The organism is Methanobrevibacter sp. (assembly GCF_017468685.1).
GTDB lineage: Archaea > Methanobacteriota > Methanobacteria > Methanobacteriales > Methanobacteriaceae > Methanocatella.
In genome coordinates, this window is the sequence record NZ_JAFUHT010000071.1 from 1 (window position 1) to 16990 (window position 16990).

General features: G+C 33.5%; 21 protein-coding genes and 2 tRNA genes. 3 read left to right on the top strand and 20 right to left on the bottom strand.

The window, feature by feature from the left end; genetic code table 11:
* Positions 1–68: 68 nt before the first annotated feature.
* Genes frhB through frhA form a run of 4 tightly spaced genes read right to left on the bottom strand, consistent with a single transcriptional unit; the run spans position 69 to position 3595 of the window.
* Positions 69–920 (bottom strand): coenzyme F420 hydrogenase subunit beta, encoded by an 852-nt coding sequence (frhB, locus tag IJ258_RS08780; RefSeq protein ID WP_292805942.1) that lies wholly within the window; start codon positions 918–920, stop codon positions 69–71.
* Positions 921–931: 11 nt separating this feature from the next.
* Positions 932–1780 carry a coenzyme F420 hydrogenase subunit gamma gene (gene frhG / locus IJ258_RS08785; protein ID WP_292805945.1) on the bottom strand — a complete coding sequence of 283 codons (849 nt, stop codon included), beginning with the start codon at positions 1778–1780 and terminating at the stop codon, positions 932–934.
* Positions 1780–2349 carry a coenzyme F420-reducing hydrogenase, FrhD protein gene (frhD, locus tag IJ258_RS08790; RefSeq protein WP_292805948.1) on the bottom strand — a complete coding sequence of 190 codons (570 nt, stop codon included), beginning with the start codon at positions 2347–2349 and terminating at the stop codon, positions 1780–1782. The genes frhG and frhD overlap by 1 nt, the downstream gene beginning before the upstream one ends.
* A 19-nt stretch (positions 2350–2368) precedes the next feature.
* Positions 2369–3595 carry a coenzyme F420 hydrogenase subunit alpha gene (gene frhA, locus IJ258_RS08795; protein ID WP_292805951.1) on the bottom strand — a complete coding sequence of 409 codons (1227 nt, stop codon included), beginning with the start codon at positions 3593–3595 and terminating at the stop codon, positions 2369–2371.
* A 157-nt stretch (positions 3596–3752) separates the two neighbouring features.
* Between frhA and IJ258_RS08800 the strand changes: the two genes are divergently transcribed.
* From IJ258_RS08800 to IJ258_RS08810, 3 genes are all read left to right on the top strand, one after another.
* Entirely contained in the window at positions 3753–4310 is a 558-nt protein-coding gene (locus IJ258_RS08800; RefSeq protein WP_292805954.1) for an endoglucanase, read from the top strand.
* 87 nt (positions 4311–4397) lie between these two features.
* Positions 4398–4471, top strand: a tRNA-Arg gene (locus IJ258_RS08805).
* A 48-nt stretch (positions 4472–4519) separates the two neighbouring features.
* Positions 4520–4593: transfer RNA gene (locus IJ258_RS08810), tRNA-Arg, on the top strand.
* Between the two features lie 3 nt (positions 4594–4596).
* On the opposite strand, the gene IJ258_RS08815 is transcribed toward IJ258_RS08810, so the two are convergent.
* The 16 genes from IJ258_RS08815 to trpE form a co-directional block, all read right to left on the bottom strand.
* Entirely contained in the window at positions 4597–5775 is a 1179-nt protein-coding gene (locus tag IJ258_RS08815; protein ID WP_292805957.1) for a TIGR00375 family protein, read from the bottom strand.
* A gap of 9 nt (positions 5776–5784) precedes the next feature.
* The gene (locus IJ258_RS08820) at positions 5785–6330 is read right to left on the bottom strand and encodes a DUF2112 family protein (protein WP_292805960.1); all 546 of its coding nucleotides are present in this window, start codon (positions 6328–6330) and stop codon (positions 5785–5787) included.
* A 27-nt stretch (positions 6331–6357) separates the two neighbouring features.
* Entirely contained in the window at positions 6358–7131 is a 774-nt protein-coding gene (locus IJ258_RS08825; protein WP_292805963.1) for a proteasome assembly chaperone family protein, read from the bottom strand.
* A gap of 5 nt (positions 7132–7136) precedes the next feature.
* Entirely contained in the window at positions 7137–7307 is a 171-nt protein-coding gene (locus IJ258_RS08830) for an RNA-protein complex protein Nop10 (protein ID WP_292805966.1), read from the bottom strand.
* Between the two features lie 10 nt (positions 7308–7317).
* On the bottom strand, positions 7318–8112 hold the full coding sequence (locus tag IJ258_RS08835) for a translation initiation factor IF-2 subunit alpha (RefSeq protein WP_292805969.1): 795 nt from the start codon (positions 8110–8112) through the stop codon (positions 7318–7320).
* A gap of 65 nt (positions 8113–8177) precedes the next feature.
* Positions 8178–8357: a 30S ribosomal protein S27e gene (locus IJ258_RS08840; RefSeq protein ID WP_067044971.1), complete on the bottom strand. Its 180-nt coding sequence runs from the start codon at positions 8355–8357 to the stop codon at positions 8178–8180.
* A 10-nt stretch (positions 8358–8367) separates the two neighbouring features.
* Positions 8368–8646 carry a 50S ribosomal protein L44e gene (locus IJ258_RS08845; protein WP_116592620.1) on the bottom strand — a complete coding sequence of 93 codons (279 nt, stop codon included), beginning with the start codon at positions 8644–8646 and terminating at the stop codon, positions 8368–8370.
* Positions 8647–8862: 216 nt separating this feature from the next.
* Entirely contained in the window at positions 8863–9693 is an 831-nt protein-coding gene (locus IJ258_RS08850) for a hypothetical protein (protein ID WP_292805974.1), read from the bottom strand.
* Positions 9694–9747: 54 nt separating this feature from the next.
* Positions 9748–10482 carry a proliferating cell nuclear antigen (pcna) gene (gene pcn / locus IJ258_RS08855; RefSeq protein ID WP_292805977.1) on the bottom strand — a complete coding sequence of 245 codons (735 nt, stop codon included), beginning with the start codon at positions 10480–10482 and terminating at the stop codon, positions 9748–9750.
* Positions 10483–10554: 72 nt separating this feature from the next.
* Entirely contained in the window at positions 10555–11328 is a 774-nt protein-coding gene (gene trpA / locus IJ258_RS08860; protein ID WP_292805981.1) for a tryptophan synthase subunit alpha, read from the bottom strand.
* Positions 11321–12505, bottom strand: coding sequence for a tryptophan synthase subunit beta (trpB, locus tag IJ258_RS08865; RefSeq protein WP_292805984.1), 1185 nt, complete (start codon positions 12503–12505; stop codon positions 11321–11323). Before trpB ends, trpA begins: the two co-directional genes overlap by 8 nt.
* Positions 12502–13101 (bottom strand): phosphoribosylanthranilate isomerase, encoded by a 600-nt coding sequence (locus tag IJ258_RS08870; RefSeq protein ID WP_292805987.1) that lies wholly within the window; start codon positions 13099–13101, stop codon positions 12502–12504. The genes trpB and IJ258_RS08870 overlap by 4 nt, the downstream gene beginning before the upstream one ends.
* A complete protein-coding gene (gene trpC / locus IJ258_RS08875) occupies positions 13094–13870 on the bottom strand; it encodes an indole-3-glycerol phosphate synthase TrpC (RefSeq protein ID WP_292805990.1) in 777 nt (258 codons plus the stop codon). Before trpC ends, IJ258_RS08870 begins: the two co-directional genes overlap by 8 nt.
* Positions 13871–13875: 5 nt before the next feature.
* A complete protein-coding gene (gene trpD / locus IJ258_RS08880; RefSeq protein ID WP_292805993.1) occupies positions 13876–14883 on the bottom strand; it encodes an anthranilate phosphoribosyltransferase in 1008 nt (335 codons plus the stop codon).
* Entirely contained in the window at positions 14880–15464 is a 585-nt protein-coding gene (locus IJ258_RS08885) for an aminodeoxychorismate/anthranilate synthase component II (protein WP_292805996.1), read from the bottom strand. The genes trpD and IJ258_RS08885 overlap by 4 nt, the downstream gene beginning before the upstream one ends.
* Positions 15461–16957 (bottom strand): anthranilate synthase component I, encoded by a 1497-nt coding sequence (trpE, locus tag IJ258_RS08890; protein WP_292805999.1) that lies wholly within the window; start codon positions 16955–16957, stop codon positions 15461–15463. Before trpE ends, IJ258_RS08885 begins: the two co-directional genes overlap by 4 nt.
* Positions 16958–16990 lie beyond the last annotated feature (33 nt).

Sequence of the window (16990 nt, forward strand, 5' to 3'; positions counted from 1 at the left end):
GAGTTCATATAACAAAATTTAAAAGACAATTGCTTGTCGCACTAAAAAAAAGAAAAAAAGAAAGAAGATTAGTATATAGCAGGGATTTTAACTCCCATTTTAGCTCTTCTTTCACGTTCTGCAGTGTTTTTGTCTTTTTTACCTTTAGCTAATTTTTCAAGTAAAGGAAGACCTGGTTTTACATCGTCCATTGGTTTGGTTTCGATTAAACCAGCGTCAACAGCAGCTTTGAATATGGAGTCACCATCATCAGTTCTGGTTAAAACAGTAGACCATCCATCAGGAGATCCTACAGAACCAGTTGATACGTCAGCCCATTCAGCTACGTAATCTTGACAGATGTTACATCCAGCTTGTTCGTAACCGTGAGTTTCTTTGATAGCTAAACCACTGTCTTCACCATCTTTGGTTAACCAGAATTTACCTTTACCGATGTCCATTTTACTAGCATCTTGTAAGCTGTCAAATCCTAATTTTGCGGTAGCAAAGGTATCAAGAGAAGCCATAGGGAAGTTTTCCATACAGTAGATACCGATGATTAATTTGATTTTGTCAACGACAAATCTAGTGAATGGATAAGCTTGTGCTTTTCTTAAACCTTGGGTTTGACATGGAGTTGAGACTACACCAACTTTTTCTAAACCGTATTGACGGGTTGCTTCTTTTAATGCAGATAAGGTTGGGGACATTGAGTATTTTGTACCTGCTGCAGCGATAACTTCGTCAGAGGAAGTTACTACAGTAGGGATAGGTCTCCAATCTTCATCAGGAGTTCCAGCAACAACTGCACCTTCAATGATTCCTTCATCGAGTGCGTAACAGAGTAATGCTGAAACGATTCCTCCGTCTTGTGATACATCTAAGATTTTTTTATCAGTAGATCTTGCAGATAATGCTTCTTTATAAGTACCTAATGGCATGTTCAATCCTCCTATAATCCAGTTTCCTCTTTAATTCTTTTTATAGGTAACCATGCTCTTGGACACATTGCATAACAAGATCCACATTTAATACATCTATCTCTGTCACAGCTAGGTCTACCTTCAGAAAAGCCCATAGCTCTTGTAGGACAAGCTAGAGCACAAGTTCCACATCCAGTACATAATCCGTTACGGATTACATTAGTTAATACGTCACAGCCACATCCAGTGTTGCAAGCAGCTTTATCGATTGCAGGTTGTAAGTATTCCATGTCTCCGTTACATAATGCTACAACAACTTTTGCAATCATTTCAGGAGCTACAGGACAACCAGGAAGTGCGCAATCAACTTTAACTAATTGACTAATTGGTGCAAATGATTCGTGTTTAGGTTGTGCTTGTTGACCTCCACGTGCGAAGGTTGTGAAACAACCTGTCATAGCACAGGAACCGAATGCACAGATTAAACCTGATTTTTCTCTTGCCATTAAAAGTTCTTGGACACTGTGTTCATCTTGTAAACATACAGATCCTTCAATTAAACATAAGTCCATTTCAGGCATTTCTTCAGCGAAAGTACCGTGAACCCATTTGTCAACTAAAGTTTGTCCGTATACAATATCAACCATATCAGTTAAAACTGTTGATAAAATGTCGTAATTTTCGGTTAAGGACATTGCATCACCAGTACAACCACTTAAGTGTATGTAACCGATACGTGGTTTTGCTGAAGCAGCTTTGGTTTCTTCTGCAGGTGCAGTTTCAACAGGTGTTTCAGGAGCAGCTTCAACTTTTTCTTCTACTTTTGGAGCGATTTCTTCTTTAGAACCGCCAAAAGCTTTTTTCAATTTATCAAACATTATTTTACCCCGATTTCATTTAAAATAAGATCAATAGTTTTTGGAATAGCCTTTACAACAGGTTCAGTTAAACCCATATCTACATCCGGAGTTGGAATTGACTCTGGTTTACAACCTACAACAACAACTTCACATTTTTCAGAAATTTTTTGAAGAGGTTCTTCAACAGTCATACCATGAGGATTATCGTATTTTCCTATTTTCATTATATTTGGATCAAATGCATCAACTGTTCCCGGTTCTGCATCAAACTCAACAACATCAATGACAATCAGTTTTTTCCAATCATATTCTTCATATAATGGGAAAAAGTTTGTTGGAGCTGCAGTCCCGCCATCGATGAACTGAATACTGTCAGGTAATTTGATATCTTCAAATTTCTGTTTAATTTCAGCTAAAATATCTTTATCAAATTCATCTTCTACATAAGCTGTAACAGCAGGATCATAATAATCATTTTTATCATTACAATATTTTTGTAAAATGTTTATGACTACTGGACCGAATCCATCATCCTTAAATAGGACATTTCCACATCCAATAACAATAATCTCCGAATCATAAGGCATTTAATTTTTCCTCCACTACTTAGATTCTCACCATTTCGTTTTTGAGAATGGATTTGTCTTCATCGTCAACTACCATCACGTGAGTAGCACAGGATAAACATGGGTCGTATGCTCTGATTACGTGTGGACCAAATTCATGATGGAATCCTTCTGTAGCTGGACCCATAGTTGGAATGTTCCAAGTTGTAGGTACAATTGCAGAATAGAATTGGGTTTTTCCATCTTTAACTTGTGCCATGTGAGCATTGGTTCCTCTAGGACCTTCAATAATACCGAAACCAAGTTCTCCAGTACCTCTAGGATCATAATCTGCTCTTGCAGATGCAGCTGTGTCAATTGCATCTAATGCTTCAAGACATGCGTCGTAGTTTTTCAACATTTCGTCAGCACGAGCAACGTGTTGAGCAATAACACCTTTGCCTTTGAATCCTTGGTATTTTTCCATTCTTGCTCTAGGACCGGTTTCAACATTGGTACCGTTGATTAATGGAATTACGGAACATGCTTTTTTACCGATTTCAGGGTCATCATACCATGCTTCTGGTAATACTTCTGAGAATGCATCCATATCAAATTCGTTTACACCGTAAGTTTCGTGTACAGCGAGTAATGGTTGATTTACTACACCTAAATCTTCAGGAATACCTAATTTTTCAGCGCTTTCAGCTACACAGTTTTTGATTAATTCAATGTGTGCTTCAAGATCTGATCTGAGTGCAGTCATTCTTTCTATTAATCTTTCTTTTGCAAATGGAGTAATGTTTCTTGCCATTCCTCCTACTCTGATATCAGATGGGTGAATACCTTCACCAGCAATCATGTCAACAACATATTGTGCATTTTTTCTAATGTTACTTACACTATCTACAGCAGTAGCAAATAATTCGTCAGGAACGAAATCTGGTGCTACTAAAAAGTGGTGGATAGCTGCACTGTTAATGTTGTGTGCTGATAAGGTAGCTTCTCTTAACAATCTAGCTGCTTTAGGAATTTCAATACCTAATGCTTGATCGATTGCTTCAGCAGATGCTAAAGTATGTGGAATAGGACATACTCCACAGATTCTTTGACATAAAACTGGAGCGGTTTCAGGTGCTTTGTTAAGAACCATCTTTTCTAAACCCCTTACAGGAGTTATACTTAAATACATACCTTTTGTAACAATCCCTTCGTCGTCTACTTCCATGACGAGTTCGGCATGGCCCTCTTGACGAGTTGTAGGGGATATAACTACTCTATCTTTCAAATATGTCACCTCAATTATAAATTAGAAACTAACATTAATTATATATAGTTATTATTATTAATAAGTAACTTCAAAAATTCCAAATAGAAATATATATAAAAGATAAAAAACTAAATTAATTTATTATAATTAAATTAGCTTGAAAGGAGGGGAAAAATTGGATAAAGCAAATATTATCATTTCAATAATTATTGTATTATGTATCGCAGCAGCGGTTACAGCATACGGCATAACCAATAGTGACAACCCAATATTCTCAGATTTATCCAGTATGGGAGCAAATGATGATACTGGAAATGGAATTGGGAACACTACAAGTTTAGATAATGGATCTTCATCTGTAGCCACTACAACTGGAAGCCCAAGTTCTACAGAATCAGGATCAGGATCTGGATCAAGTAGCTCTGGCAGTTCTTCTGGAGGTTCCTCCTCAGGTAGTTCTTCAAGTGGAACATCTTCAAGTAGTGGAAGCTCAAGTTCAAGTAGCAGCAGCGGAAGCGGAAGTGGAAGCTCAAGTTCAAGTTCAAGTAGCTCACAATTATCTTATTCATCTGCAAAAGCTATTGCAAGTGATGCAATTTTAGAAGAAGGATGTTACGCTGGAGGAGGATATTATTCCGATGGATACTGGTACTTCACTGTATATGATGCAGATGGAAATGCTGTAGACAGCATTGCTGTAAATGATGCAACTGGAAATACAGAAAGAGCATAAGGATTAATTTTAATCCTTTATTTTTTTATTTTTAAAATAGATAACTATATATAATACAAAAAATATATTTATTATTGTTGTATGTAAGGGCCCGTAGCCTAGCTGGATAGGGCGTCGGACTTCTAATCCGAAGACCCCGGGTTCAAATCCCGGCGGGTCCGTCCTTATAATTTCTTTTTTTAAAATATTTTCATCATATAATTATTTAAGGGCTTGTAGCCTAGTCTGGAAGGGCGTAAGACTCCTAATCTTAAGATCGAGGGTTCAAATCCCTCCAAGTCCGCTTTTAAAAATTATCTAAAGTGACTAATTTAGGTTTTTTAACTTCTTTTTCAAATAGAATCTGACCATATTGACCACCACCGCCAGGAATGATATCAACTGTACCATTTCTAAAAGATTCGATTGCAGAAGCAATATCAACATCGATTTTTTCAATGTCATTTAAGTCAGCGTTTATTAAGACATTGATTTCAGTGCGAAAATTATCAATTAACTTTTGCCAGATTCCCTGTACAAATTTTGTGGTAACACCTTTATCATGAACTGAAGATATTATTTCAGCTAAAGGCATAAGATGTATGTAATCTGGTCTGAAACTTGGATGAATAGGTTCATTCAAATCTGCAATTTCAGATATTCTGAAATCTACTCCTTTTTTAATTGTTCCTCCACAGGAACATTTCATTTTATTTTCTCGAGAAACACAGGGATCAATTAATTTATGGCATTTGGTACATGCAGTCATGTGATATTTCCCCAAATTAGGGACAAGACCATAATTTGCTTTAACATCTTTGTTTTTAAAAGCCTTTTTAATTGAAGAGTATGAAATATCTTCAAGCTCTATTTGATTAAATTCACGACCCAATCTATGAGGCCATGGTGAGTGAGCATCAGAATTTGATAAAAATACAAAATCCTTCAGTTCAGATACTCTATCCGCCATATCTGTATCAGCAGACAATCCCAATTCTACAAAATCCGGTTTGGCATCATAACAGTCATAAATGCTATCATAAAACTTATACATTCCAGTCCATGGAGTAAATGCATGAGCAGGACCAATCAAACAATCATAATCATGAGCTAAATCCAATAGTTCCCCACCATCAAGATTAGTTTTAGGTCTGCCATCAATTGATTTGTTTTTGGAAGGTAATTTATCCGACAACTCGCTTGCAATATCAATATCAGGCATTATTATAACATGATGAATCCTATGTTTTGCCTCAACTTCAGTGGTTAAAACAAAGTGCATTCCATCACAAGAATATATGCCATCGCCCATATATTCAGTACTTTCACGGACAATATTCAGCCATTTTGGATGGAGTCCATCTCCAGTTCCTAAAAGCTGCAAACCCTTCAGTTTGGATTTTGAAGCAATATTTTCAATTAGCATGTCTTTTGACGATGCCATCGAAAAACAACTGTGAATGTGAAAATCCGCATTTACCAACATAATTAAATGTTAGAAATTTTTATTATTTAATATTTTTTTAACTTCCAAAAGAGGATGCTTATCCTTTTTTAACATTAAATCCACATCAATTTCAGATTTCGATTCGAGATTTCTTAAAAAATAGTTTGTTTTATCGATTAAATCAATGATTTCCTCTTGTGTGGTTGGATATGCAAGCCTTAATGTAGGAATGTTCAAATCAGTGACAATTTTAACAATCAAACTATGTGCATTATTACAGGAATTTCCACCAAACAAAATCAATTCATTTAATGCATTATACATTCTTTTATAGTTTTTAGGACGTTTGCCTATAATTATAGCTGCATCAACCTTATCAATAATTTTAGAAAATAAAAATAGTCTTGATTTAACACCTGACGGAAGTTCACTAGACGAATATTTAGTAATCAGATTAGTGAATTCCAAATTTCCCTCGCAAATGTCCATATTATCATATTTGGAAAAATTACTGGGAGAGATATAATTATGTCCATTCTTTTCAATTAATGGAATAACAATCATCGAAGCATCAGGAATAACAATAACATTCATAAAAAAAGTAAATAAATATTGGATTAATTATCCAATATATCTTAAATCATCAGCATTTCCAGCATTTGCCTTATTAATTAAATCCTGTTCCATTTGTTGAGCTTTAGCAATCATTTGTCTAGTTTCTTCAGCTCTTTCATCTAATTTATCAGTATTGATTTCAAAATTAAGCAAATGTGATAATTTCTTTAATAAAGCTTCAGCAGCCTCAGCATCAATGAAATAACCTGGAGTTTCACCCATAAGACAAGTTCCTTCAATTCCTTGACGGACACCCAATCCCAAGAATAATCCAGAAGCTCCAACAATACCACCATCATTAGATCTTATTTCAACTTCAGCTTCTTTTAACAGTTCAATATTTGCCTCATTAGTAGCTGCTCCAAATACTTTAGGATTTTCAACCGGTTGAGGAGAAGTAACCATTCCTCCTAAAGTAAAAATTCTATCAATATTGAAATTACAAACAAATTCTAAAATTTCCTTGCAAACTAAATATTGTCCTTCTGGAGACAAAGCTTGAGTATTACCTACAAGAATAATTAAATCCAAATTATCTTCACCAACATCCTTTAGATAATATAACTCATTAAGCATATTTTCTATTATTCCCTCATCTTTTACAACGACTTGAGGTGGAAAAGTTGGAGAATAAATTTCAGCAAATTTAGTAGCTCCTAATTCATCAATTATATGATCCGCCGCCAATTTACCTACATGTCCAAGACCAGGTAATGCTTCTATGAAAATAGGATTTTCTAGCTCAATTTCTTCTAAAACATTAATTTCAGTAGTATTCATCTGCATTACTCCTTATTTAAAGCTTCCTTTTTTAAAATACGTCGATATTTACCATATTTATCCTCAATAGAAAATTTAGGAGGATAAATTACTTTAAGTTGCCCACCACATTTAGGGCAAGCATCTTTTAAAGTATAAATCCCACAATCAGGACATTTATTCATTTTCATATTCATGCGAATCTAATTAATCTAACTCTCTTAAAAATGAACCATTTCCGCCTGATTCTTCAACAACTGCAATGCATCTTTCAGCTGCAGCTTTAAGAGTTTTTTCTGCTAAAATATAATCAGTAGATTTTACAGTAATTCTGTATCTTGGTGCACCAACACATTGGACTTTAATTTCTTCCTCTTCATCCCCATTATCTTCAGCAGCCTTAAGAGCTGAAATAATAACTTCAACACCATCAGGTACAAATGTTTCAATATCAACATAACCGTTAATGTGAACTTCAGGAGGAGTAATATTTTTCTTAGCTACTTCAGTTATAGCATCAGCCCAATCCTGAGGGATTCCTTCTTCAGTTAAGGATTCAGCACCTTCATCAGAAGCAGTTTCAAAAGCACCATAAACATCACCGAAGATGTCCATAAGCTCATAACCTACTTCATCGTATGCTTCATCCAAGTTTTTATCTAAAGATTTAGCAGATAATTCTAAGAATTTTTCAGCTTTTTGTTCAATTTTCCAATGTTGGATTTTTTTAGTTCTTTGATCTTCACGGATTCTTTTTAAAGAAGCATCGACATGCCCTTTTTTAGGGTTTACTCTTAAAACACGACAAACGATTTTTTGATTTTCTCTAACGTGGTCACGGATATTTTTAACCCAACCAGAAGATACTTCAGAAATATGAATAAAAGCTTCTTTGCCCTGATATTCTTCTAATTTAGCAAAAGCCCCATAATTAAGAACTTTGTAAACAGTACCGACAATAAGTTCTCCTTCATCAGGCCATTCTTGACTTTTTCTTACCATATTCTCACCAACATCAAATAAAAATTATAAAAAAATAGTAAAAAAATAAGTTAAAAACTAGGAATCTAGTTTAAAACTTTTTCGATGTGTGCAGTAATTTTTGCTTTAGCTCCACGAGATTTAACAAGGGTTTTACCACAAATAATACATTTTACATCAGATGCAGCACGATCAAAAATTACTTGTTCATTATCACAATCTAAACATTTAACTTTTAAAAAGTTTCCTCTACCTTTACTAACCATGTTAACCACCTTATTTAGCTACGAATTCAGGTTTACCTGTTCTGAAAGATTGTTTGATGTGAGATTTACCACATTCTTTACATTTAAGTCTTAAATCTAATTTTTTAACTGGTTTGTTTCCAGCAGGTAAAGGCCTTGGGTAACCTCTATAACCAGCAGTCACACGTCTGAATTGTCTTTGTCCCCAGGTTAATTCACTAGCTTTTCTTCTTTTTGCAGTGTGAACTTCATGCACTGTGTGTCTTTTACAGTGAGGACAGTATGTTCTTTTTTCTTTTGGTATTTTCATTATTTCACCGTAAATTAATAAGTTATGATAAATCTAGTTGTGAATTTATCTAAATCCAATTTCTATTAAAAAACGTAGAGATCAAAACTGCATTGTAACGCATCAAGTCTACATACAGCAGAAATCCAAATTATAAAAAATATAATTTTTTACTATCACAAATAGATATGATAAAATATATATTTATTAAGTTATTTAAAGGTAATGGAAAAAGTGCTAAATTTTAACTTGACGACCTTTTCTGTTTTTGAAAAATATTTTTGCATTAATTAATGGCAAGGTCACTATATCCTGTGGTCTGAAAGGTCCATAAACTTTCTCATCAACACCAACAATCGCTCCAATATCATCAAAAACCAACATTGTAACTAATTCCGTATCCTTAGCAACTTTTTTAGATTCAAAATCATAAAATTCATCCTGCTCATCAAAAGCATTAGGATTATCCTCAATATCTTCAACAGGGTTAGGTTTTTGAGGAGGTCTAACTTCTTTTACAATTGGAGTTTCATCTTGTTGTTTAACCTCTTTTACAATAGGTTTTGGTTTTATCTCTTCTGTTGATTTTTGTACTGTATCAGAAGTTAAAGTATTGGTTTGAGTTTCAATAGGTTTAATTATTGTTGTATGCTCAGTTTTTTCTTTATCATCAGAAAAGTCCTCAAGAGAAATATTATTTCTATGATTTTTTAAAGTATCTATTAATGAATAATAAAACTTCTCCTCCTCAGGAGTTAGATTCAAAGGAGTGGTGTCAACTAAATCAAACTGAGGCTTTCCAGTGAATAAATGATAAGACCTATGAATATTAAGCACCGCAGAATTGGTTATTTTAGTTTCTCTTCTTTGACAAATATCTGTAGCGATAATTTGAGCTTCTTTAAGAATTGCAGGTGCTTTGGAAAATGGATCACTCATTGCCTGCTGTTTTAACATGTCCATATACTCATGCATGTCATTGTAAAAAGTTTCTTCTACACGAGCTAATGTACCATTATTACGTTCTTTTTTCTGAACTTTACGTAGGACTTGATAAAATTGATCCACTTAATACCATCTCTAAAATTAATTTTAAAAATAAAAAAAGATGAACAAATGAAATTAATCATCTTGTTCTAATCTAGGAGCAAGTAAGAAACTTAGTTTACCATCACCGGTTACCATATTAAGGGTTAAACTTAATGGCATGTCAGTACCTAAACTAATTTCTGCTTCCTCTGAAAATTTATCTGCTTTGAGCATTTCTCTGATTTTATCTAAAGAGAATAATGCTTTTTCATGTGATTGAATATTTTCTCCGTGAAGGTACTTGATACTTGCATCACCGAATTCACCGTCTGCAGATGCAATGAAGTAGTCTTCATCAACTTGTAAAGCAATTTTATCAGAGAATATATCAATATCGTTAATACAATCTTTTAGAATTGAGAAACGTACTTTGAATGTTGTTGGATGTGAAATTTGTGGAGGAGTTGGATTATCATATTCAATATCAATTAATCTGATTTTGAATGTTCTTGTTGCATCTCCTTCAAAAGTAATGATGAAATTACCTTCATCCAAAGACATTAATACTCTATCCTGAGATTTAGCACGTTTAAGTACTCTCATAAATTCATCAGTGTCAATATTAATCTTTTCAGGAACATCACAAATATATTCGTCAAATAAACTAGCTTTTAGTTCTAAATGTACGAAAGTTATGTGACTACGGTCTAAGGCATCTAATCTCATGCCTTCACTATCAGTTTGAATTTGTACTTCATCAACAATTGATGAAATAGCATCAAAACTGGTTTTTAATATACTAGAATCACTTAATTCTGCTTTAAACATAAATAATCCTCTTATTAATAATATATTTATATTTATTTTTTTACATATAATAAGTTTATGTTTTTGGAAAAATCATTCATTAGATGCTTTTTTCATGCTTGAAACATAATTCTTCAAATGTTCAGTTGCATCTTCACCATACTCTTCAATGATTTTAACGATTGCACTACCTACAATTACACCATCGGCAATGCCACCTATATTTTTAGCCTGTTCAGGAGTATTAATACCAAAACCAACTGCCAATGGTAAATCAGTTACCTCACGAATGTCTTGTAAAATTGAATTTAAATCTGTTTTGATTTCAGATCTCATTCCAGTAACTCCCAATGAGGATACAACATAGATAAAACCACTTGCATCATTTGCAATCATCTGAATTCTTTGCTTTGAAGTAGGTGCGATTAATGAAATTACATCAACATCATTCCTGCGAGCAATGTCTAAAATTTCACCTTTTTCTTCATATGGCAAATCCGGAGAAATTATACCGTCAATGCCTAATTCATTACATTTTTCAAAGAATTTTTCATAACCATAAAAGAAAACAGGATTAATATATGTTAAAAATACCAATGGAATATCAGTTTTTTCACGCACTTTCCTAACGATTTCAAAAACATCATCAGTTGTTGTGTTATGCTTTAATGCTCTTACATTAGCTTCTTGAATGACTACACCCTCAGCCATAGGATCAGAAAATGGAATTCCTATTTCAACCAAGTCACATCCTGCCTCTTCCATTGCCAAAATAAATTCAACTGTTTTTTCGACTGTAGGATCGCCTGCAGTTAAAAATCCTATGAATGCAGTTCCATTTTTAAATGCGTTAGCTATTTTACTCATTTAACTCAACTCCCCTATACTCTGCAATTGATCTGACATCTTTATCTCCTCTTCCAGATAAACAAATCATAATAATATCATCTTTATCCATTTTAGGAGCTATTTTCATTGCATATGCCACTGCATGAGCGCTTTCAATAGCTGGAATTATTCCTTCCATTCTTGATAAGTATTCAAATGCATTAACAGCCTCTTCATCTGTAACTGGAACATACTCTGCTCTTCCAGAATCTCTTAAATAAGCATGTTCAGGTCCAACACCCGGATAATCAAGACCCGCAGACACTGAGTATACCGGTGCAATTTGTCCATAATTGCTTTGATTGAAAATTGATTTCATTCCATGAAATATTCCAATTTTTCCTTTTGTTAGCGCAGCAGCATTATATGGAGTGTCAATTCCTTTTCCACCTGCTTCACAACCGATTAATCTAACGTCTTCATCATCTATGAAATTATAAAATGCACCCATTGCATTACTTCCACCACCTACACACGCAATTACTGCATTTGGAAGTTTTCCTTCTTTTTCAAGGAATTGTTCACGTGCTTCAGCACTTATTACAGCTTGAAAATCACGAACCATCATTGGGAACGGATGTGGACCCATTGTTGAACCTATTACATAATTAGTATCATGAACTCTTGCAATCCAATCACGAAATGCATCATTTACTGCATCTTTTAAAGTTTTAGTTCCTGATTTGACCGAATGAACTTTAGCGCCCAACAATTCCATCCTATAAACATTTAAAGCTTGTCTTTTTGTATCCACTTCACCCATAAATACTTCACATTCCATATCAAGCAATGCTGCCGCTGTAGCTGTTGCAACTCCATGTTGACCTGCACCAGTTTCTGCAATCACCCTACTTTTACCCATTCTTTTAGCGAGAAGTACCTGTCCTAAAACATTGTTAATCTTATGAGCACCAGTGTGATTTAAATCCTCACGTTTTAAATATATTTTGGCTCCACCAAGGTCTTCAGTCATTCTTTTAGCATAATATAATAATGATGGCCTTCCAGCATATTCTTTCAACAATGTATTAAGCTCTTCAACAAAATCGGGATCATTCATATAATGATTGTACTGTTCTTCCAAGTAAAGCAATTCATTCATTAATGTTTCAGAGATATATTGCCCACCATATTCTCCATATCGTCCTCTACTCAATTTATAACCTCCATAATTTTTTTAATTTTATTTTCATCTTTAAATCCGTCAGTTTCAAGACTTGAACTTAAATCAACTGCATAAGGATTAAACTCTTTAATTGCATCACAAACATTAGAAATTGATAATCCTCCTGCCAAGAAAAAGTCCTTTTTCAAATCATTTCTTATTAAATTCCAATCAAAAGTTTTTCCACTGCCTTTTCCACTATCAAAAAGTAAATAATCAGCTTTAGAATTGTCATATTTTTTTACATCAATTCCATCATACATTTCAATTGCATTAATTATTTTTATTTTATAATTAGTTTTTTCTTTTAGATTCAATATAAATTCTTCACTTTCATTGCCGTGAAGTTGAACAACATCTACAATTCCTTCATCATACAATTCCAATATTTCGTTTTCAGGTGAATCTACAAAAACACCTACTGAAAGAATATCTGAGCTCAAATAATCTTTTAATAGCTTAGCTGTTTTGTGTGAAACTTTTCTTTTTGAATCAGCAAAAACAAAACCTATATAATCAGGTTTATATTTATTTACAATTTCTATATCTTCCAACCGTTTGAGTCCGCAGATTTTGATTTTAACCATTTTTCAACTCCGAAATCATAGATTTTTTATCATCACATTTCATTAAAGTTTCGCCTATTAAAACTGCATCAACATTATTTTCTTTTAATCTGGCAACATCTTCAGGTGTTTTAATTCCACTTTCAGAAATAAATAAAACATCTCCACTAACACATCTACGTAAGTTGATACTATTTTCAATGTCAACAGTGAAATCTTTTAAATTTCTATTATTCACACCTATTATTTCAGCACCAACTGTTAACGCACGCATGATTTCATCACCATCGTGTGTTTCCACAATAGCTGAAAGACCTAATTGATGAGTTAAATCCAAATATTTCTTTAACTGAACAGTATCCAAAATAGAAACGATCAATAAAATTGCTGAAGCCCCTAATGCTTTTGCTTCCCAAATCATATACTCATCAACAACAAAATCCTTTCTCAAAACTGGAATACTAACAGTTTTAGCAATTTCAGATAGATAATCATTAGAGCCTTGGAAAAAATAAGGTTCAGTTAAAACTGAAATTGCAGAAGCACCAGCCTCTTCATAATCCTTTGCAATATTCAAATAATCAAAATTTTGTGCAATTAAACCTTTTGAGGGAGAAGCTTTTTTAACCTCTGCGATGATTGATATATCATCACTACTCAAAGCCTTTTTAAATGGGAATTCATTATCAATATCCATTAGTGCAACTTCATTTTTTAAATCATCTAATGAAATGATATTTTTTGCCTCTTCCACTCTCTGTTTAGTTTTTTCAACAATTTCATCTAACATAATAATCAGCTGTTTGTAAATTCTATAAAGTTTTCAAGTTGTTTTAATGCCTTTCCAGAATCAATAATTTCAGCTGCAAGATCAACTCCATCTCTTAAAGAATCAACTACACCCGCAACATATAATCCAGCAGCAGAATTTAGTAAAACTGCATTTCTTTTAGGACCTTTTTCACCATTTAAAATTGATAAAGTTATTTGGGCATTTTCATTTGCATCTCCACCAACAAGGTCCTCTTTAGATGCCAATTCCATTCCAAAATATTCCGGAGATACTTCATAAGACATGGTTTTTCCATCCTTAAGTTCACAAACAAAAGTTTTATCGCTTGCTGAAATTTCATCCATACCGTCCATTCCATAGACAGACAATGCTGATTTTACACCCAAATTATTTAAAACATCGACTAATGGTTCCACCAAATCCTTTTCATAAACTCCAAGAACCTGCATTGTGGCTCCTGCAGGATTTGTCAATGGTCCTAGAATATTGAATATTGTCCTAATAGACAATTCTTTACGAACATTTGCAACATATTTCATTGACAAATGATAATTCTGAGCAAATAAAAAACATATATTATTCTCTTCAAGGCATTTTAAACTTTTTTCAGGTTCGATATTAATATTTACACCTAATGCCTCCAATACATCAGCTGCACCACATTTACTGGATGCAGAGCGGTTTCCATGTTTAGCTACAGGAACTCCAGCTGCTGAAATTACTATTGAAGAAGTGGTTGAAATATTGAATGTATTTGAACCGTCACCACCAGTTCCAACTATCTCTAAAACATCTTTATCGTTTAACAATCTTACACAATGCGCTCTCATAGCTTCAGCAGATGCAGTGATTTCTTCAATTGTTTCACCTTTCATAGACATCGCTGTTAAATAAGCACTCATTTGAACTTCGCTTGCTTCGCCACTCATGATTTCATCCATTGTCTGGTATGCTTCATCATAAGTCAGATCCTGATGTTGATAAACTTTTAAGATTGCTTCTTTAATCATAATATACCTCTTTCAACTTTTTGTAAGAAATTTTGCATAATTGTTAATCCATCAGATGTTAAAATTGATTCTGGATGGAACTGTAATCCGTAAACATTATAATCCTTGTGTTTTACCGCCATTACCTCTCTGTCATCTTTGGCTTTAGAAATAATTTCCAAACAATCCGGAAGAGACTCTTCAACTAAACTTAAAGAATGATATCTTCCCACAGTTATTTCACTTGGAAGCCCTTTGAAAATAAAATCATAATCAAGAGAAATATTTGATGACTTACCATGCATTAATCTTTTTGCATGAGAAACTTCACCGCCAAATGCAGTGCAAATTGCCTGATGACCTAAACAAACTCCCAAAATAGGAATTTTATCATGAAATTCTTTTACTAAACCAACACAGATTCCCGCATTTTCAGGCTTTCCAGGCCCAGGTGACAATATAATACAATCCGGATTTAAATCATTAACTTCCTCAATTGTTATTTTATCATTTCTTGAAACCTTAATATCTGAGTTTACCTCACCAATTAGCTGATAGAGATTATATGAAAAACTGTCGTAATTGTCAATTAAAAGAATCATTGTAACCCTCCATTTGCAATTTCTAAAGCATCAATTACTGCTGCTGCTTTGTTTAAGCATTCTTCAAATTCCTTTTCAGGTACGCTGTCTGCCACAATACCTGCTCCTGAACGGATAAATACCTTGTTATTTCTTGCAAAAGCTATTCTTATAGAGATACAGGTATCAATATTTCCGCTCAAATCAACATATCCAATTGCTCCACCATAAATTCCCCTCTTATTGTCTTCAAGCTCATTTATGATTTCACATGCCCTTATTTTTGGAGCTCCGGATAATGTTCCTGCCGGCAAAATTGAGTCAATTGCTGCAAGTGAATCCAAATCCTTTCTCAGTTTTCCAGTTACTGTTGAACCAATGTGCATCACATGTGAAAACCTTTCGATTGAAAGGTATTTTTCAACTTTAACAGAACCTATTTCCGAAATCCTACCAATGTCATTTCGTCCAAGATCAACCAACATATTGTGTTCAGCCAACTCTTTTTCATCAGCAAGTAATTCCTGCTCCAGTTTTAAGTCTTCATCATCTGTTTTTCCACGAGGTCTTGTACCGGCAAGAGGAAATGTGTATAATGTATTGTTGTTCAATTTAACTAAAGTTTCAGGAGACGCACCGGCAATTTCTATATCATCACTGGAGAAATAAAACATGTATGGGGACGGATTGGTAGTTCTTAAAACCCTGTAAGTATCAAAAAGACTTCCTGAAATATCTGCTTCAATTCTGTTGGAAAGAACAACCTGGAATATATCTCCTTCATAAATATAATTTTTAGCTTTATTGACCATGTCACAATATTTTTCACGAGAAAATGCTGGTTTAAAATCGGATTTTAATTTTAATGGTTCGATATCAATTTTTTTACCGTTTTTTATTAAATCTGCAATTTCAATTAACTGCTTACATGCTTCATCATAATTTTTTTCCAAATCATCAGTTTTTATGTTAACTATTAGGATTATTTTTTGCTTAAAATTATCAAAAGCTATGACTTTGTCGAACATCATTAAATCCATATCTTTAAACTGATCTTGGTTTTCAGCATCAAGATTAAGACTTGGTTCAGCATATTTGATATAATCATATGCAAAATAACCTACAAATCCTCCTGTAAATGATGGAAGGTAATCTAATTTTGGAGATTTGTTCTTTTTAATCAATTCTTTTAGAATTTCACCAGGATTATTGGTCTCAATAGTGGTTTCATCATCGGTCAATTCATTGAAATCCTTATCTCCCTTAATATTTACAACAGAATTTTGACATGTGATTTCTAAAAGAGGGTCAAAGCCTAAAAATGAATATCTTCCCCATTTTTGTGAATCTTCAACACTTTCAAGCATGTACGTATGTTTACTTATTCCTTTTAAAATCCTTAATACTTCTATAGGAGTTGCTATATCTGAAAATAGCTCATAAGATATAGGTATTCTTTTATACTCCTTGTTTTTTGCTAATTTTTTTACTTCATCTAAACTTGGGGAAAACATTTTTATCACTATAAATATTATATCCAATGTACT